The following is a 16757-nucleotide window of genomic DNA, read 5'->3' as shown; positions in this document are numbered from 1 at the left end:
CAGCCTTGCGGCTGCTTTTTTTAGGACCTTATTTCGGTCGTTTGTCGATCACGCGGCGCGCCTTGCCGGTCAGCGTGCGTTCCACATGGCCCGAGTCCGACACCTGGATACGCGCGCTGACGCCAATATGCGTCTTGACCGCGTGCTGCAGCTGTTTGCCCAGGTTCGCGCGTTCCGCATCCGACAGGGTCGAGAACTCGGCGCGCAGTTCGGTCAGGATTTCCAGCTCGTCCATATTTCCGCTGCGCGACAGCACCAGCTGATAGTGCGGCGCCAGCTGGGCGATCTTCAGGACCAGTTCCTCGACCTGGGTCGGGAACATGTTGACGCCACGCACGATCAGCATGTCGTCGCTGCGGCCGGTGATCTTGCCGATGCGGCGCATGCTGCGCGCGGTCGGCGGCAGCAGGCGTGTCAGGTCGCGGGTACGGTAGCGGATGATGGGCATCGCTTCCTTGGTCAGCGAGGTGAACACCAGCTCGCCCGGCTCGCCGTCGGCCACGGGTTCGCCCGTGTCGGGATTGATGATTTCCGCGTAGAAGTGGTCTTCCCAGACCACCGGGCCGTCCTTGGTCTCGACGCATTCGCTGGCCACGCCCGGCCCCATCACTTCGGACAAGCCGTAGATATCCACGGCGTCGATGCCGGCTTCGGTCTCGATGTCGGCGCGCATCTGCCCGGTCCAGGGTTCGGCGCCGAAGATGCCGATGCGCAGCGAACTTTGACGCGGATCAATCCCCTGGCGGCGCTGTTCCTCCAGAATATTGCAGAAGTAGGAGGGCGTGACCATGATGATGTCCGGACGGAAATCGTTGATCAACTGCACCTGCTTTTCGGTCTGTCCGCCCGACATCGGGATGACCGTGCAACCCAGGCGTTCCGCGCCGTAATGCGCGCCCAGGCCGCCGGTGAACAGGCCATAGCCGTAGGCCACGTGCACCGTGTCGCCGGGCTTGCCGCCCGCCGCGCGAATGGAACGCGCCACCAGGTTGGCCCAGTTGTCCAGGTCGCCCTGGGTATAGCCCACCACCGTCGGCTTGCCGGTGGTGCCGCTGGATGCATGGATGCGCGAGATGCGCTCGCGCGGCACGGCGAACATGCCGAAGGGATAGTTCTCGCGCAGTTCCTTCTTCGTGGTAAAGGGGAACTTCGAAATATCGGACAGCTGCTTCAGGTCGTCGGGATGCACGCCGGCTTCATCGAAAGCCTTCTTGTAGTGCGGCACGTTTTCATAGGCATGCTTGAGCGACCACTTCAGCCGCTCCAGTTGCAGCGCGCGCAGCTCATCCTCGCTGGCATGCTCGATGGGGTCCAGCCCCGGCTTGCTCATGGTGTTGGACATGGTTATCTCTCTCCTGAAATTCTCTCTGCGCGGAGCCCGGTCGCGCGGCGGGCGGAAGCCCTGCCCGCTCGCGGCCCGGCCCGCGGCCGTATCTTTGGTTGGTTGGCTGGCTCAAGCGTCCGCGGGGACGCCAACGATCTGGCCCTTGATGCGGTAGGAACGGCCGCGGAACAGCGCCACGTTACGCCCATCCTGGTTGGTCACGGTTACGTCGTAGACGCCGGTGCGGCCGGCCAGCGAGCGCTCCTGCGCCACTGCGGTCAGCAGGTCGCCTTCGAAGCCCGGCGCCAGGTAGTCGATGGTGCAGCCCGACGCCACCGTGCTGACGTTGCGCGAATTGCAGGAAAAGGCGAAGGCGCTGTCCGCCAGGGCGAAGATGAATCCGCCATGGCAGGTCTTGTGGCCGTTCAGCATGTCGGCGCGCACGCGCATGGTCAGGCGCGCGTAGCCCGGCGCCATTTCCTCGATTTTCATGTCCAGGCCTTGCGACGCCGCGTCGCCTGCAAACATGACGGTGCCGACGGCCTGCGCCAGCTCCTGGGGATCGGCCGGCACTTCGACCGCGGGAACGTGTGCGTTCATTCTTATTGCCCCTTGAATTGCGGTTCGCGCTTGCCCAGGAAGGCGGCCACGCCTTCCGCGTAGTCCGCGCTGCGGCCGAGTTCGCGCATCATGTCGCGTTCCAGGTCCAGCTGCGTGGACAGGTCGTTGCCCAGGCTGGCCTGCATGGCCCGCTTGGTGAAAGCCAGGCCCTTGGTCGGAGCCTTGGCGAAGTGCTGGGCCAGGCGTTCCAGTTCGGCGTCGAATTCCTCGTCCGCCACGCATTGCCAGATCAGGCCCCACTCCTCGGCCTGCTTGGCGCTGAGCTTGTCCCCCAGCATGGCCAGGCCCATGGCGCGGGCGCGGCCCACCAGGCGCGGCAGCACGAAGGTGCCGCCGGTGTCGGGGATCAGCCCAAGACGGCAGAACGACTGGATGAACGTGGCCGAAGCCTTGGCGATGACGATGTCGCCGGCAAACGCCAGATTGGCGCCCGCGCCGGCGGCCACGCCATTCACGCCCACCACCACCGGCATGGGCAAGGCGTTCACGCGGCGCACCAGCGGTCCGTAGAACTTGTCGACGGTCTCGCCCAGGTCGGGCGGCGTGCCGTCGGCGGCGGGCTTACGCTCGCTCAGGTCCTGGCCGGCGCAGAAGCCGCGGCCGGCGCCGGTCAGAAGCAGCACGCGCGCGCCCTCGGTTTCCACGCGCGTCAACGCCTCGGCCACTTCGCCGTGCATGTTGGCCGTGAAGCTGTTCAGCTTGTCGGGACGGTTCAGCGTCAGGCGCGCGATGCCGCCGGACAGGTCGAATTGGATATCCTGGTAGCTCATGTCAGCCGCCCCGTTCAGACATGACGGCGGGTTTGCACCACGCGGAAGCGGTTGGATACGAAAGCCGAGTCCGACAGCGCGGCGTTGGCGGCCGGGTTGGCGCCGGTGCCGTGGAAGTCGCTGAAGGCGGCCGTCTGGTTGACGAACACGCCGCCCGTCAAGTTCAGCGACAGCGACACGCCCGAGACTTCCGCCGCGTCCTGCACCTGGTCGGCGACGGCGTCGCTGGTGGTGTAGGCGGACAGCGACAACGCGCCATGCTTGATCACGCTGTCGCGCGCCAGCTGGATGCTGTGGGTGGTGGAATCCGTGGCGACCACGAAGGCGATCGGACCGAACCATTCCTGGCTGATGGCGGCGTTGCCGGCTTCCGTGCGCAGCAAGAGCGGCGTGCGGACACGGGCGTTCTCAAATTGCGGGTGCGTCAGCGCCTTGCTGTCGGCCACCACCGGCAGGCCCAGCGCGCGGGCCTTTTCGATGCGCTCGACGATGCCTTGGTTCTGGATCGCGCCAGTCAACTCGACGGCCTTGGCCGCATCGGCGCCGACCTTCTCGACCGCGGCGCCCAGGGCGGCGGCGACTTCATCGAAGCTGACGCGGCCTTCCGGCGTCTGGATGCCGTCGCGCGGCACATAGATGTTCTGCGGCGCGGTGCACATCTGGCCCGAGTAGAGGGCCAGCGAGAACGCCAGGTTGCGGGCCACGCCCTTCAGGTCGTCGGTGGAATCGATGATGACCTGGTTGACGCCGGCCTTCTCGGTGTAGACCAGCGCCTGGCGGGCGTTGTTCTCCAGCCAGTCGCCGTTGGCGGTGCTGCCGGTGAAGTCGACGATCTTGACGGCCGGGTCCAGCGCCAGCTTCTGCGCGGTGTCGTCGCCGGCGGCGTGCGCCGCCAGCAGCACCACGTCCGGGTCGAAGCCCGCTTCCTGCAGCACTTCGCGCGCCACCTTCACGGTGATGGCCAGGGGCAGGATCGCGCCGGGATGCGGCTTGACGATGACGGTGTTGCCGGTGGCCAGGCTGGCGAACAGGCCGGGGTAGCCGTTCCAGGTCGGGAAGGTGGAGCAGCCGATCACCAGCGCGACGCCGCGCGGCACCACGGTGAACTGCTTTTCCATGCGGATCGGGTCATTCTTGCCCTGCGGCTTTTCCCAAACGGCCACGCCCGGGATGCGCGACATTTCCTGCCAGGCGTAGGTCACGGCTTCGAAGCCGCGGTCCTGCGCGTGCGGGCCGCCGGCCTGGAAGGCCATCATGAAGCCCTGGCCGGTGGTGTGCTGGACCGCATAGGCGATCTCGAAGCTGCGCTTGTTCAGGCGGGCCAGGATTTCCAGCGACACGCCCACCCAGGCGCGCGGACCGGCGCGGCGCCAGTCTTCCAGCGCGCGCTTGGAAGCGGCGATCAGCTTGTCGGCGGGGACGCGCGGATAGGTAATGCCCAGGTCGAAGCCAAAGGGCGACTGCTCGCCGCCCACGGTGCCGTCGGCGTCATGCAGGTTCAGCGGGAAAGGCTTGCCTTGCAGCGCTTCAAAGGCGGCGCGGCCCTCGTCGTTGGCGGTCTCGCCATAGTTGCGCGGGCTGGGCGACTCGGCAAACGGGCTCCAGTAGCCGCGCAAGGAGGCTGCGGCCATGGCTTGTTCCAGCAGGGGCTGGTGGCGTTCGAAGAATTGTTGGGACACTGCGTCTCTCCAAATGGATATGGTTTTATCTGCCTGGCGCGGGCCGGGTCAGGTTTCCTGGTCGAAGTCGATGACCAGGCGGTCGCTGACGGGGAAGCTCTGGCAGCTCAGGATGAAACCGCGCGCCACTTCGTAGTCTTCCAGGGCGAAGTTGGCATCCATGTCCACCTCGCCTTCGATGACCTTGCAGCGGCAGGTGGAGCACACTCCGCCCTTGCACGAATACGGCAGTTCTATCCCTTGCGCCAGCGCCGAATCCAGCACGCTGTCTTTATTCTTTTCAATCACGAACATGCGGCTGTGGCCGTCCTGCACCACGGTCACTTCGCACTGGCCCTTGCCGGGCGCCTGGCGGGCGTCCTGGCCGGTGCGCAATGCGCGCGGCCCCTTGGGCGCGCCGAACAGTTCGAACTTGATGTTCGACTTCGGAATGCCGCGGGCCTGCAGCCGCTCGACCACGCTTTCGGTCATGGTCTGCGGACCACAGACAAAAGCGTAATCGATATCCTCGGGACTCATCCAGGCCGCCATCAGCTGGTCGACCTTGTCGCCGTCCAGGCGGCCGTTGAAGAGTTCGATGTCCTGGGTCTCGCGGCTCATGATGTAAACCAGCGAGAAGCGCTCCATGTAGAGGTTCTTCAGGTCTTCGATCTCTTCGCGGAACAGCACGGCCGACGAGGCGCGGTTGCCGAAGAACAACGTGAACTTGCTATTGGGCTCGGTCGACAGCGCGGTCTTGACCAGCGAGAACACCGGCGTGATGCCGCTGCCTACGGCAAACGCCACATAGTGGCGCTTGTTCTCGGGCGAAAAATCGACGGTGAAGTTGCCGGCCGGCGCCATGACTTCCAGGGTCTGGCCCGGTTGCAGCTCATGGTTGGCCCAGCTGGAAAAAACGCCCTCGTCCACCTTCTTGATGGCCACGCGCAGCAGCTTGTCGTTCGGCGCGGAACAGATGGAGTAGGAGCGGCGCTGTTCCTGGCCGTCCAGCTCGGTGCGCAGCGTCAGGTACTGGCCCGGCAGGAAGGCGAACTCTTGCGCCAGCGTCTCGGGCAGGTCGAAGGTCACAACCACGGCGTCGCGCGTGTTGCGCGCCACCGAAGCCACCGTCAAGGCATGGAATTGGTTCTGGCTCATTGCGAAACCGCTCTCAGTGAGTCTTGAAATAATCGAAGGGCTCGCGGCAAGACACGCAGCGATACAGCGCCTTGCACGACGTGGACCCGAAGTTGCTGACCAGGCGCGTGTCTTTCGAACCGCAGCGCGGGCAGGCGATGGCGGGGCCAGACGCGCGCCGGCTGATGCCCGAAATGTCGACGGCGCGTTCGGCGGGCGCGGCGATGCCGTAGCCCTTGAGCGCCTCGCGTCCCTTTTCGCTCATCCAGTCGGTGGTCCAGGCCGGCGCGAGGCGGGTTTCCACGCGGACCTCGGCGATGCCGTGGCGGGCCAACGTCTGCTGGATGTCCTGGGTGATCTCGCGCATGGCCGGACAGCCGGAGTACGTGGGCGTGATGACCACGACACAGGCCTCGCCATCCCAGGACACGTCGCGCACCACGCCCAGATCCACCACGGACAGCACGGGGATCTCCGGATCGGGGACCTCCTGCAGCCAGGTGTAGACCTGGTCGGCGGATACGGGCGCCAGCGCGTTCACCAGGTGGCTCCGGGATAGGCGCGCGGCAGGAACTGCATTTCAGCGAGCACGTAGCCCAGTTCCTCGGTGTGCTTGCCCTGGCGGCCGCCGCGGTACGCCAGATGGTTGGCGGCGGACTCGTCAGGCACGGTCAGGGTGGCCTCTTCCAGCACTTCGCGCACGTGGGCCAGCCAGGGCTGGCGCAAGGCCGACAGCTCACAGCCGACGCCGCGGGCGGCGACGTCCTGGTCGATGGCATCGTCCGCGAACAGCTCGCCGGTGAAGCGCCAGGCGTCGTCGATGGCCGCCTGCATCTTGGCGTGGCTTTCCGCCGTGCCGTCGCCCAGGCGCACCACCATGTCCGAGGAACGGCGCACGTGATAGGTCACTTCCTTGATGGCCTTGGCCGCGATGGCGGCGACGCGCTCATCGCCCGACTGCTCCAGGCGCTGCAAGAGAAAGTAGTGCCAGACGTCGAACAGGAACTGGCGCGCCATGGTGTCGGCGTAGTTGCCGTTGGGGCGTTCCGCCAGCAGCACGTTGTGGAACTGGTGCGCGTCGCGCAGGTAGGCCAGCGCGTCTTCGTCGCGGCCGGCGCCTTCGACCTCGCCCGCCAGCGTCAGCCACATGCGGGCCTGGCCCAGCAGGTCGAGCGCGGTGTTGGTCAGCGCCAGGTCTTCTTCCAGGATGGGGCCGTGGCCGGTCCAGGCGCCCAGCCGCTGCGACAGGATGAGCGAGGAATCGCCCAGGCGCAGCAGGTATTCAAACAGAGTCTTGTCCATGTCTCCCCCGCCGTCTTACATGTGCTTGATTTCTTCGGGCATCGGGAAGAACGTGGGATGCCGATAAACCTTGCTGTTGGCCGGTTCGAACAGCGGATCCTTGTCGCCCGGGCTGCTGGCCGAGATATCGGAGGCGCGCACCACCCAGATGCTCAGGCCCTCGTTGCGGCGGGTGTAGACGTCGCGGGCGTGATTGATCGCCATTTCGGCGTCGGATGCGTGCAGGCTGCCGACGTGCTTGTGCGCCAGGCCGTGCTGGCTGCGGATGAACACTTCCCACAAAGGCCAGTCTTTGCTCATGATGGATATCCTCGAATGCCGGGCGCGCGCCGCGCGCTCCGGTTTGCAATGGTGGTGAAGAAGAGTGGAGCCCGGACGCGAGTTCAGGCTGCTTTGCGCTCGGCCTGCTTGTCGGCGTAGGCGACCAATGCATCGCGCACCCAGGCGCCGTCCTCGTGCGCCTTGACGCGCGCGGCCAGGCGTTCGCGGTTGCAGGGGCCGTTGCCCTTGAGCACCGCGTAGAACTCGGACCAATCGATCTCGCCGAAGTCATAGTGGCCGCGTTCGGCGTTCCACTTGAGTTCGGGATCCGGCACCGTCAGGCCCAGGTATTCGGCCTGCGGCACGGTCTGGTCCACCATCTTCTGGCGCAGTTCGTCGTTGGAGAAGAGCTTGATCTTCCAGGCCATGGACTGGGCGCTGTTGGGCGAGTCGGCATCCGAGGGACCGAACATCATCAGCGCCGGCCACCACCAGCGGTTCAGCGAGTCCTGCACCATGGCCTTCTGCTCGGGCGTGCCGTGCAGGCACATCTGCATCAGCAGGTCGTAGCCCTGGCGCTGGTGGAAGGACTCTTCCTTACAGACGCGCACCATGGCCCGCGCATAGGGGCCGTAGGAACAGCGGCACAGCGGGATCTGGTTGATGATGGCCGAGCCGTCGACCAGCCAGCCGATCATGCCGATGTCGGCCCAGCTGAGCGTGGGGTAATTGAAGATGCTGGAGTACTTGGCGCGGCCAGCATGCAGGTCGTCGATCAGGTCGTCGCGCGACACGCCCAGGGTTTCGGCGGCGCTGTACAGGTAGAGGCCGTGGCCGGCTTCGTCCTGGACCTTGGCCAACAGGATGGCCTTGCGCTTGAGTGAAGGCGCGCGGCTGATCCAGTTGCCTTCGGGCAGCATGCCCACGATTTCGGAGTGCGCGTGCTGGGAAATCTGGCGCACGAGCGTCTTGCGATAGGCGTCCGGCATCCAGTCCTTGGCCTCGATGCGGACGCCGTCGTCGATCCGGCGCTGGAACGTCTGTTCCCGGCCTTCGAGCTGGTCCGCGGTCTTGACCTGCTTGACGCCGGTTTCGACGAGTTGAGCGTACATGTTTGTCTCCTTGAAGACGGTTTGCGAAAACGCAAAGCAAACGTTCCGCAGTGCCGTCATGTCATAGGCGGATTATTTAATACAAAAAATTCATTGTCAAACTCAAATCTGTATCACATTGGATTTATGTATCATATTGCGGATCCCGATATCGGCCGCCCGCGGCCCCCTCTAATGGCAAACCCTCAGTCGCCCCTGGACCGCTTTCTGTCACGCCTGATCAAGAACGATCCGCCGCGCGCGAAATCGCTCTGCGTCAGCCTGCTTGGGGACGCTCTGGCCCCGCACGGCGGCGCCATCTGGCTGGGCGACCTGATCGAGCTGCTGGCCCCGCTGGGCATCAATGAACGGCTGCTGCGCACCAGCGTCTTCCGCCTGGTGGCGCAGAACTGGCTGCAATCGGAACGCCACGGGCGCCGCAGCCTCTACCTGATTTCCGAGCAGGGCTTGCGCCACACGGCGCACGCCTCGCAGCGCATCTATGTGGGCCCGCCCCAGGAATGGAACGGGGAATGGACGCTGGTCGCCTTGCCGCGCACCGGCAACGGGCTGGCCGAGCGCGCGGAACTGCGCCGCGAACTGGTCTGGGAAGGGTTCGGCATGATCGCGCCGGGGCTGTTCGCCCATCCGCACACGGAAGCGAGCGCCGCGCACGACATCCTGGAAAAGCTGGGCATCCCGGACCGGGCGCTGGTGCTGTCGGCCCGCGACCTGGCCGGCGCCGGCGGCCTGCCGATAGCCAGCCTGGCCTCGCAATGCTGGAACCTGGACGAACTGGCCGAGCAGTACCGCCAGTTCGCCAAGAATTTCGGCCCGCTGGAAAAGCTGCTGGAGACCCCGCCCGCGCCCGCCGAGGCCTTCATCGTGCGGGTCATGCTGCTGCACAGCTGGCGCCGCATCGTGCTGCACGATCCGCAACTGCCCGGCCCCATGCTGCCCGAGGACTGGCCCGGGCATGCCGCCCGCGAAATCTGCGGACGCGTCTACTGGCAGGTGTTCGAGGCGTCGGAAGCGCACCTGGACGCGCTGGCCGGCCGCGACAACGAGCGTTACGCGCCGCTGTCGGAGGATATCGCCGCGCGCTTTGGCGGCAAGCCCGCCTGAGACCAGCCCCAGGGCTCAGGCCGCCGGGGCGATGGCTACGCCCAGCGTATCCACCTCTGATACGCCGCAGGCGTCGCGCCCCGGTCCCGGGCCTTCCAGCCCCCTCGCCCGGCCGATGAAAGACAGGGTCCAGCGCGCCTGGATCGGCCGCCCCAGCGCCGCGCCCGTGTCCGCGTCGATGCCGCTGGGCACGTCCAGCGCCAGCACCGGCACATTCCAGGCGTTGACCGTATCCACCAGCGCCTGCCAGTCCGCGCCCAAGGGGCGATTCAAGCCGATGCCGAACAGGCCGTCGATGACCAGCTCCGGCACGAAATCCGGTTTCAACTCTGACCAGGTTGCGCCGCCCGCAGCCAGCCAGCCGACATGGGCGCGGGCGGCATCGGCGGGCAGGTTCTGGGAACCCGAGGGCAACAGCACCCGCACATCGTGTCCCATCGCGCGCAGGCCGGTTGCGGTTTCGAGCGCGTCGCCGCCATTGTTGCCCGGGCCCGCCAGCGCCAGCACCACCGCCCCTGGCCGGATCCGCGCCCCGGCGTAGCGGGCGGCAGCCACCCCCGCCAACGGCATCAGCCGCCTGCCTGCGGCCAGGGCCTGGCGTTCGGCGTCGCGGATCTGGGCTACGGAATAGGAAGATGGCATAGGTTTCATGCGTGTAATTCACGCATTGCGTGAAAATTTACCTTCAAATCAGGATGAACCACGGTGCCAGGCACGGCAAATGCCCGGGATTTGCGCTTTCTGCCAACTGGCACGCATCTTGCGTTGTAGTCATAGCCGGTACGAGCGAGACCGGACGACTCAACTGAAGAGACTACACCCATGCGTTCCATGAGCATCATCTGCCCGAATGGGCACTTAGGATTCGCCCCCCTGCGCACCGAGAGCTTCCAGCTCGGCGTCGCCGCCGGGCCGGACTGCATCGCCGCCGATTCGGGCAGCGACGACGTGGGTCCGGTGCCGCTGGGCTCCGATACCTCCACCAGCCCGCAAGCCTGGCAGCGCCACGACCTGGAGCAGATGCTGCTGGCCGCGCGCAAGCTGGGCGTGCCCATGGTCATCGGGTCGGCCGGCGATACCGGCTCCAACAGCCGCGTCGACCTGTACGTGCGCCTGATCAAGGAAATTGCCGCGGAACATAAGCTGGCGCCGTTCAAGGTCGGCTATTTCTATTCGGAAGTCGACAAAGAACGCGTGCGCCGCGCCCTGCGCGACGGCCAGCAAGTGGCGGGCCTGGACGGCTACGCCGACCTGACCGAGGCCGAACTCGACGCCAGCGACCGCATCGTGGCGGTGGCCGGCGTGCACCCCTATATCAAGCTGCTCGAAGCCGGCGCGGACGTGGTCATCGGCGGGCGCAGCTCGGACGCCGCCGTGTTCGCCGCTCCGGCCCTGCACCAGGGCTACGACGCCGACCGTGCCTATTACCTGGGCAAGGTGCTGGAATGCGCCTCGTTCTGCGCCGAACCCTATGGCGGCAAGGAAACCGTGATGGGCGAGATCTCGGCCGAGGACGTGCGCGTCACCGCCATGCACCCCGACCAGCGCTGCACCATCGCCTCGGTCGCGGGCCACGCGATGTACGAACGCTCCAATCCCTATGAGGAATTCTTCGCCGGCGGCCGGCTGGACATGGCCGACTGCCGCTACGAGCAGTTGAGCGAAAAGACCACCCGCATCACGGGTTCGCGCTTTGAGCCCGCCACCCAGGTGCGCGTGAAGCTGGAAGGCTCGGGCAAGGTCGGCGAACGCTACATGGGACTCTGCGGCATCCGCGACCCCTACACCATCGCCAACGTCGACCGAGTCATCGCGTGGGCGCGCGACAAGGTGCGCGAACGCTTCGGCCACTCGGGCTATGAGCTGCACTACAAGGTCTACGGGCGCGACGGCGTCATGGGCGACCTGGAACCGCTGCGCGACCAGCCGGGCCATGAGCTGTGCGTCATGGTCCAGGGCGTGGCCCCGACCGCCGAAATGGCCGAGGAACTGACGCTCACGGGCTTGCGCCAGATGTTCTACGCCCGCCTGCCCGACGTGAAGGGCACGGCCGGCTCCGTGTCCTTCCCGCTGGACGAGGTGGTGCGCACCAGCGCCGCCTACCGCTGGACCCTGAACCACACCTTGCCGGTCGCCGATGCCGGCGAACTCTTCCCGACCCACCTCACCGAGGCTGGCGCCTGAGCCGGCAAGATCATGAGCACCCAGAAACTCAGCACCCTGGCCAAGACCATCCGCAGCAAGAACGCGGGCGTGAACAAGATCACTTTCGACATCATCTTCCGCGAGCCCGCGACCTACGAGGCGGTCAAGCGCTCCGGCGCGTTGACGCGCGCCAGCATGGCGGCCCTCTACCGCATCGACGACAGCCGCATCTCGGACTTCGTGCATTACGATCCCGGCCTGGCCATCAAGTTCACGATCTACCGGCTGGCTCCCAGCGGCTCCGCGGGCGACGGCGACATCTTCGGCGCGCAGCAGTACGCGCCGCTGCTGGACGTCGCCGTCCCCATGCCGGACTGAACGCCGCGGGCGCCGCATCCGGCGCCCGCTCCAACCCTCGCTCTCCCAGAGAATCGATCATGAAAGCGCTCATGCAAACAACGTTGTTCCTGGCCGCGTCCCTGCTGGCCGGCGCGGCAGCGGCCCAGACGGAAGTGCCCAAGCAGGTCAAGATCGTGGTGCCATTTACCGCCGGCGCCAGCAATGACGCGATCGCCCGCGCCATCGCGCCGCAGCTCGCGGCCCGCCTGGGCAACACGGTCATCGTGGAAAACCGCGGCGGCGCGGCCGGCGCGATCGGCTCCGAGTACGTGGCCCGTTCGGCCAAGGACGGCTCGGTGCTGCTCTTGACCTCATCGACCTTCCTGACCACCGCCGCCACCCAGCCGCACCTGCCCTATGATCCGCTGAAGCAGTTCGCGCCGGTGGCGATGATAGGACAGGGGCCGCTGGTCATCGCGGCCTCGGCGCAAACGCCCTACAACTCCTTGAAACAGCTGCTGGAGGCGGCGCGCGGCAAGCCGGGCGCCCTGAACTACGGCAGCGCCGGCGTCGGCTCGCTGGCGCATCTGGCCACGGTCATGCTGGACGACGCCGCCGGCACGGACATGACCCACGTGCCCTACAAGGGCGCGGCCAACGCCGCCTCCGACCTGGCGGGCGGCCTGATCCACGTCATGCTGTCCAACTACAGCACTTTGGCTCCCGTGGTGCAGGGCAAGAAGGTCAAGCTGCTGGCCACCACGGCGCAAGGCGCCTCCCCCGCCTTCCCCGATCTGCCGCCGGCCTCCCAGGCCTTGCCGGGATATTCGGTGCAGATCTGGGTCGGCGTGTTCGCGCCCGCGGGCACGCCGCAGCCCTATATCGACAAGCTCAACGCCGCGCTCGTCGAGATCTCGGCTTCGCCGGAAATGAAGGCATTGCTCGATCTGGACGGCACCGTGCCTTCCCGCATGGACAGCGCCGAGTTCGGCACACGCGTGCGCGACGAGCTTGCGATGTGGCAGGGCATCGCGCGCAAGCACAACATCAGCGCGGAATAGCGCTTCAGCCGTCCAGCCCCAGCTTGAGCATCTGGTGGCGCAGAGCGTGCCGCGTGAGTCCCAGGGACTCGGCGGCGCGCCCCAGATTGCCGCCATGGGCCTGCAAGGCCGAGCGGATCAGGCCGCGCTGGAACTGCGCGGATTGCTCGGCATAGCTGCCCGCAGCGGCAGGCGAGGCCGCGGGCGCGGGCTTGGCCGCTTCGCGCAGAATGCGTTGTGGCAGATGCCGCGCCAGCACCGTGTCGCCGTCCTCCAGGATGCAGATCCGCTCCAGCAGATTGCTGAGTTCACGCACATTGCCCGGCCAGGCATAGGCCTGGAAAATGCGCCGCACCTCGGGATCGATGACGCTGAAGCGGCTACCGTGGGTGGCGTTGTAGCGCTCCAGGAAGCGGTGCGCCAGCACGATGACGTCGTCGCCCCGCTCGCGCAGCGGCGGCAGGTTGATCGACACCACCTGCAGGCGGTAATACAGGTCGTCGCGAAAGCGCCCGGCCTGCACTTCCCCCAGCAGGATCTTGTTGGTGGCGGCAATGAAGCGGGCGTCGACCGAAACTTCCTGGACTGAACCGATGCGCCGGAAGCGCCGGCTGTCCAGCAGCGTCAAGATCTTGGCCTGCATGACCGGGTCCAGCTCGCGGATCTCATCCAGGAACACGCTGCCGCCGTTGGCGGCTTCCAGCAGCCCGGTCTTGCGCGCCACCGCCCCTGTGAACGCGCCGCGCTCATGACCGAACAGTTCGGATTCGAGCAGATTGCCCGGAATGGCGGCGCAGTTGATCTCGGTATAGCCCTTGGCCGCGCGTGCCGACTGCGCATGCAGGTTGCGGGCGACCAGCCCCTTGCCGGTACCGGTCTCGCCGTAGATGAGGACGATGCTGGCCTTGCTGCGCGCGACCCGGCCGACCAGATCGCGCAGGGCCGCCATCGACGGGTGATCCCCGATGAGCGGCTCGCAGGCGGACGGGGCGGCGGGCATGGACAGTGGCCGCTTACACCTTCAGGAAGTGTTCGCGGTAGTACTTGAGCTCGTCGATCGATTCGTAGATGTCGGCCAGCGCTTCGTGGCGGCTCTTCTTCTCGAAGCCCTTGTACACGGCCGGCGCCCAGCGGCGCGCCAGTTCCTTCAGCGTGCTCACGTCCAGGTTGCGGTAATGGAAGAACTGCTCCAGGCGCGGCATGTAAGCAAACATGAAGCGGCGGTCCTGGCTGATGGTGTTGCCGCAAAGCGGCGACTTGCCCGCCGGCACGTGCTGCGCCAGAAACGCCAACAGCGTATCCTCGGCCTCGGACTCGGAAATCGTGGACGCCTTGACCTTGTCGATCAGGCCGCTCTTTCCGTGGGTGGACTTGTTCCAACTGTCCATGGCGTCGAGCAGGCTGTCGGGCTGGTGCACCACCAGCACGGGGCCTTCGGCCACGACCGTCAGGTCAGGCTCGGTCACCACAACGGCCACTTCGATGATGCGTTCTTTCTCGGGATCCAGGCCGGTCATTTCCATGTCCAGCCAGACCAGGCGGTTTTCATTCACAGCCATATAATTTGCCTATAAGGAATACCCCCACGCGGCGCCTTCGGCATGCTGCCCCAATGGGGCGCTTCTTACCTTGGGACCGCCTGGCGGTAAAAACACGCGATTTTCGCACATACCTATTTGAGCAAGCCGCATCGCCCATGTTCACACTGCTGTTCGTTGCCTTTTTGCTGACCGATATTGCCGTGCGCCTGTGGCTGGCTAGCCGCCAGATCCGCCACGTCGCGCGCAACCGCGACCAGGTGCCGTCCGAATTTTCTCACCGCATCGGGCTGGCCAGCCACCAGCGCGCGGCGGACTACACGGTGGCGCGGGTCAAGCTGGGCATGCTGGAACGCACCTATGACGCCATCCTGCTGGTGGTCCTGACCCTGATGGGCGGACTGCAGTTCATCGACCTGATGGTGGCCCAGCTTACCAGCAACGACTTCCTGCGGCAGATGCTGCTGCTGGTGGTGGTGGCGCTGCTGCTGGGCGTGCTGGGCCTGCCCTTCACGCTGTGGCGGCAGTTCAAGCTGGAGGCGCGCTTCGGCTTCAACCGCATGACGCCCGGCCTGTTCGCCGCCGATGCGTTCAAGGGCCTGCTGGTGGCGGCGGTGCTGGGCCTGCCGCTGGCGGCCGCCGTGCTCTGGCTGATGGGCAGCGCGGGCGCCTACTGGTGGGTTTGGGCCTGGGCGCTGTGGACGGCGTTCAACCTGGCGCTGCTGATCGTCTACCCGATGTTCATCGCCCCGCTCTTCAATAAGTTCACGCCGCTGTCCGACCCGGAGCTGGCCGGACGCATCCAGCGCCTGGCGCAGCGCTGCGGCTTTGCGCTCAACGGCCTGTTCGTGATGGACGGCTCGCGCCGTTCAGCCCACGGCAATGCCTATTTCACCGGCTTCGGCCGCTCTCGCCGCATCGTGTTCTTCGACACCCTGCTGGCGCGCCTGAATGGCGACGAGATCGAAGCCGTGCTGGCGCACGAACTCGGCCACTTCGCCAAGCGCCACATCGTCAAGCGCATCGTCTTCAGCTTTGCCGCCGCGCTGGCATTCTTCGCCATCCTGGGCTGGATCTCGCAGCAGCCCTGGTTCTATGTGGGGCTGGGCGTCATGCCGCAGCTGGGCGGACGCAACGACGCCATGGCGCTGCTGCTGTTCTTCCTGGTCATCCCCGTCTTCACTTTCATGCTCACGCCCGTGGCCAGCTGGTATTCGCGCCGCGACGAGTTCGAAGCGGACCGCTATGCGGCCGAACAGAGCTCGCCGGAACGCTTGGTATCCGCGCTGGTCAAACTCTACGACGACAACGCCGCCACCTTGACTCCCGACCCCGTGCATTCCGCCTTCTACGACAGCCATCCGCCCGCCGCCGTGCGCATCCGCCACCTGACGGCCGCCACCGCATGACCGCGCCGGAAGCCGGGTCCAACGAAGGCCGCATCATCGCCGCCCACGGGCGCCACTACACCGTGGAGCTGGCCGACGGCACGTTGCGCAAGTGCTTCCCCCGCGGCAAGAAGGCAGGCGCCGCCGTGGGCGACCGCGTGCGCATCACGCCGCAGGGCAAGGACGAAGGCGCCATCGACGCCATCCTGCCGCGGCGCAATCTGCTGTATCGATCGGACGAAATGCGTTCCAAGCAGTTCGCGTCCAACGTCGACCAGTTGTTAATCGTGGTCGCCGTGCAGCCCACGTTTTCCGACGACCTGACTGGGCGCGCCCTGGCGGGCGCCTGGAGCGCGGACATCGCACCCATCATCATCCTGAACAAGACCGACCTGGCGGACGAACTGCCCGCGGCGCGCGCCCGGCTGGCGCCGATCGCGGCGCTGGGCGTGGACGTGATCGAACTCAGCGCGCGGGAACCCGAGAAGGTGCACACCCTGCTTGCGCCGCGCCTGGCCGGACACACCAGCCTGCTGCTGGGCCAGAGCGGCATGGGCAAGTCCACCTTGCTCAATGCCCTGGTGCCGGACGCTGCCGCCCCGACCCGCGAGCACTCCACCGCGCTGGACATGGGCAAGCACACCACCACCAGCACGCGGCTCTACCATCTGCCCGCGCCCGGCGGCGACCTGATCGATTCTCCGGGCTTCCAGGCCTTCGGCCTGCAGCACCTCAGCCGCGAAGACATCATCCGCGGCTTCCCGGAGTTCACCCAGCCCATCGAGCAGTGCCGTTTCTACAACTGCACCCACCGGCAGGAGCCCGGCTGCGGCGTGGTCGCGGCCCTGCAGGCGGGCGCGATCGATCCGGCCCGCTACGCCTTGTACCAGCGCATCCTGGAAGAGAACCTGGCTGGGCAACAGCGCTACTAGGCGCACTGTTCCGTAAAGGCGTGCGACGCGGGGCCGGGTCCTGGCTGCGGTCCCGCAATGAATACGGCCCCTGAACGGGGCCGTAT

General features: G+C 66.5%; 18 protein-coding genes. 6 read left to right on the top strand and 12 right to left on the bottom strand.

The genetic code is table 11. From position 1 onward, the window contains the following. Positions 1-28: 28 nt before the first annotated feature. The 9 genes from paaK to paaA all read right to left on the bottom strand — a co-directional run bounded on the left by paaK (position 29) and on the right by paaA (position 8185). Positions 29-1342, bottom strand: a complete 1314-nt coding sequence (gene paaK, locus AC6LKD_RS24885; RefSeq protein WP_013392445.1) for a phenylacetate--CoA ligase PaaK — start codon at positions 1340-1342, stop codon at positions 29-31. Positions 1343-1453: 111 nt separating this feature from the next. Further along, the gene (gene paaI, locus AC6LKD_RS24880; protein ID WP_013392444.1) at positions 1454-1924 is read right to left on the bottom strand and encodes a hydroxyphenylacetyl-CoA thioesterase PaaI; all 471 of its coding nucleotides are present in this window, start codon (positions 1922-1924) and stop codon (positions 1454-1456) included. 2 nt (positions 1925-1926) lie between these two features. After that, positions 1927-2715: a 2-(1,2-epoxy-1,2-dihydrophenyl)acetyl-CoA isomerase PaaG gene (paaG, locus tag AC6LKD_RS24875; RefSeq protein WP_498117761.1), complete on the bottom strand. Its 789-nt coding sequence runs from the start codon at positions 2713-2715 to the stop codon at positions 1927-1929. A gap of 14 nt (positions 2716-2729) precedes the next feature. Then, a complete protein-coding gene (gene paaN, locus AC6LKD_RS24870; protein WP_013392442.1) occupies positions 2730-4394 on the bottom strand; it encodes a phenylacetic acid degradation protein PaaN in 1665 nt (554 codons plus the stop codon). Positions 4395-4442: 48 nt separating this feature from the next. Further along, positions 4443-5531: a 1,2-phenylacetyl-CoA epoxidase subunit PaaE gene (paaE, locus tag AC6LKD_RS24865; protein WP_013392441.1), complete on the bottom strand. Its 1089-nt coding sequence runs from the start codon at positions 5529-5531 to the stop codon at positions 4443-4445. A gap of 13 nt (positions 5532-5544) precedes the next feature. Beyond that, positions 5545-6051, bottom strand: coding sequence for a 1,2-phenylacetyl-CoA epoxidase subunit PaaD (gene paaD, locus AC6LKD_RS24860; RefSeq protein ID WP_013392440.1), 507 nt, complete (start codon positions 6049-6051; stop codon positions 5545-5547). Further along, positions 6048-6812: a 1,2-phenylacetyl-CoA epoxidase subunit PaaC gene (gene paaC / locus AC6LKD_RS24855; RefSeq protein WP_498117760.1), complete on the bottom strand. Its 765-nt coding sequence runs from the start codon at positions 6810-6812 to the stop codon at positions 6048-6050. The genes paaD and paaC overlap by 4 nt, the downstream gene beginning before the upstream one ends. A gap of 15 nt (positions 6813-6827) precedes the next feature. After that, positions 6828-7112, bottom strand: coding sequence for a 1,2-phenylacetyl-CoA epoxidase subunit PaaB (gene paaB, locus AC6LKD_RS24850; RefSeq protein WP_013392438.1), 285 nt, complete (start codon positions 7110-7112; stop codon positions 6828-6830). 83 nt (positions 7113-7195) lie between these two features. Further along, positions 7196-8185, bottom strand: a complete 990-nt coding sequence (gene paaA / locus AC6LKD_RS24845) for a 1,2-phenylacetyl-CoA epoxidase subunit PaaA (protein ID WP_041655302.1) — start codon at positions 8183-8185, stop codon at positions 7196-7198. 174 nt (positions 8186-8359) lie between these two features. Between paaA and paaX the strand changes: the two genes are divergently transcribed. Then, a complete protein-coding gene (paaX, locus tag AC6LKD_RS24840; RefSeq protein ID WP_498117759.1) occupies positions 8360-9289 on the top strand; it encodes a phenylacetic acid degradation operon negative regulatory protein PaaX in 930 nt (309 codons plus the stop codon). Positions 9290-9304: 15 nt separating this feature from the next. On the opposite strand, the gene AC6LKD_RS24835 is transcribed toward paaX, so the two are convergent. Beyond that, positions 9305-9931 carry an NAD(P)H-hydrate epimerase gene (locus AC6LKD_RS24835; RefSeq protein ID WP_498117757.1) on the bottom strand — a complete coding sequence of 209 codons (627 nt, stop codon included), beginning with the start codon at positions 9929-9931 and terminating at the stop codon, positions 9305-9307. A gap of 180 nt (positions 9932-10111) precedes the next feature. Between AC6LKD_RS24835 and AC6LKD_RS24830 the strand changes: the two genes are divergently transcribed. The 3 genes from AC6LKD_RS24830 to AC6LKD_RS24820 all read left to right on the top strand — a co-directional run bounded on the left by AC6LKD_RS24830 (position 10112) and on the right by AC6LKD_RS24820 (position 12834). Further along, on the top strand, positions 10112-11473 hold the full coding sequence (locus AC6LKD_RS24830) for an acyclic terpene utilization AtuA family protein (RefSeq protein ID WP_498117756.1): 1362 nt from the start codon (positions 10112-10114) through the stop codon (positions 11471-11473). Positions 11474-11485: 12 nt separating this feature from the next. Further along, positions 11486-11812: a DUF4387 domain-containing protein gene (locus AC6LKD_RS24825; RefSeq protein WP_013392433.1), complete on the top strand. Its 327-nt coding sequence runs from the start codon at positions 11486-11488 to the stop codon at positions 11810-11812. Between the two features lie 71 nt (positions 11813-11883). Further along, positions 11884-12834: a tripartite tricarboxylate transporter substrate binding protein gene (locus AC6LKD_RS24820; RefSeq protein WP_498117755.1), complete on the top strand. Its 951-nt coding sequence runs from the start codon at positions 11884-11886 to the stop codon at positions 12832-12834. A gap of 4 nt (positions 12835-12838) precedes the next feature. On the opposite strand, the gene AC6LKD_RS24815 is transcribed toward AC6LKD_RS24820, so the two are convergent. Next, positions 12839-13813, bottom strand: a complete 975-nt coding sequence (locus AC6LKD_RS24815; RefSeq protein WP_041652865.1) for a sigma-54 interaction domain-containing protein — start codon at positions 13811-13813, stop codon at positions 12839-12841. Between the two features lie 13 nt (positions 13814-13826). Continuing rightward, on the bottom strand, positions 13827-14372 hold the full coding sequence (orn, locus tag AC6LKD_RS24810) for an oligoribonuclease (RefSeq protein ID WP_013392430.1): 546 nt from the start codon (positions 14370-14372) through the stop codon (positions 13827-13829). A gap of 137 nt (positions 14373-14509) precedes the next feature. On the opposite strand from orn, the gene AC6LKD_RS24805 reads away from it, so the two are divergent. Beyond that, positions 14510-15760, top strand: coding sequence for a M48 family metallopeptidase (locus tag AC6LKD_RS24805; protein ID WP_041652860.1), 1251 nt, complete (start codon positions 14510-14512; stop codon positions 15758-15760). Further along, complete coding sequence (rsgA, locus tag AC6LKD_RS24800; RefSeq protein ID WP_013392428.1) at positions 15757-16671, top strand: ribosome small subunit-dependent GTPase A; 915 nt, start codon at positions 15757-15759, stop codon at positions 16669-16671. Before AC6LKD_RS24805 ends, rsgA begins: the two co-directional genes overlap by 4 nt. Positions 16672-16757: the final 86 nt, after the last annotated feature.

The sequence above is a fragment of the Achromobacter sp. D7-1 genome, from assembly GCF_059760445.1.
This window is presented reverse-complemented; position numbering and strand designations above follow the sequence as displayed.

Bases quoted from the DNA above. Each gene is read 5' to 3' on its own strand.
- paaK (WP_013392445.1), bottom strand. From the start codon at position 1,342: ATGTCCAACACCATGAGCAAGCCGGGGCTGGACCCCATCGAGCATGCC.
- paaI (WP_013392444.1), bottom strand. From the start codon at position 1,924: ATGAACGCACACGTTCCCGCGGTCGAAGTGCCGGCCGATCCCCAGGAG.
- paaG (WP_498117761.1), bottom strand. From the start codon at position 2,715: ATGAGCTACCAGGATATCCAATTCGACCTGTCCGGCGGCATCGCGCGC.
- paaE (WP_013392441.1), bottom strand. From the start codon at position 5,531: ATGAGCCAGAACCAATTCCATGCCTTGACGGTGGCTTCGGTGGCGCGC.
- paaC (WP_498117760.1), bottom strand. From the start codon at position 6,812: ATGGACAAGACTCTGTTTGAATACCTGCTGCGCCTGGGCGATTCCTCG.
- paaB (WP_013392438.1), bottom strand. From the start codon at position 7,112: ATGAGCAAAGACTGGCCTTTGTGGGAAGTGTTCATCCGCAGCCAGCAC.
- paaA (WP_041655302.1), bottom strand. From the start codon at position 8,185: ATGTACGCTCAACTCGTCGAAACCGGCGTCAAGCAGGTCAAGACCGCG.
- paaX (WP_498117759.1), top strand. From the start codon at position 8,360: ATGGCAAACCCTCAGTCGCCCCTGGACCGCTTTCTGTCACGCCTGATC.
- AC6LKD_RS24835 (WP_498117757.1), bottom strand. From the start codon at position 9,931: ATGCCATCTTCCTATTCCGTAGCCCAGATCCGCGACGCCGAACGCCAG.
- AC6LKD_RS24830 (WP_498117756.1), top strand. From the start codon at position 10,112: ATGCGTTCCATGAGCATCATCTGCCCGAATGGGCACTTAGGATTCGCC.
- AC6LKD_RS24825 (WP_013392433.1), top strand. From the start codon at position 11,486: ATGAGCACCCAGAAACTCAGCACCCTGGCCAAGACCATCCGCAGCAAG.
- AC6LKD_RS24820 (WP_498117755.1), top strand. From the start codon at position 11,884: ATGCAAACAACGTTGTTCCTGGCCGCGTCCCTGCTGGCCGGCGCGGCA.
- AC6LKD_RS24815 (WP_041652865.1), bottom strand. From the start codon at position 13,813: ATGCCCGCCGCCCCGTCCGCCTGCGAGCCGCTCATCGGGGATCACCCG.
- orn (WP_013392430.1), bottom strand. From the start codon at position 14,372: ATGGCTGTGAATGAAAACCGCCTGGTCTGGCTGGACATGGAAATGACC.
- AC6LKD_RS24805 (WP_041652860.1), top strand. From the start codon at position 14,510: ATGTTCACACTGCTGTTCGTTGCCTTTTTGCTGACCGATATTGCCGTG.
- rsgA (WP_013392428.1), top strand. From the start codon at position 15,757: ATGACCGCGCCGGAAGCCGGGTCCAACGAAGGCCGCATCATCGCCGCC.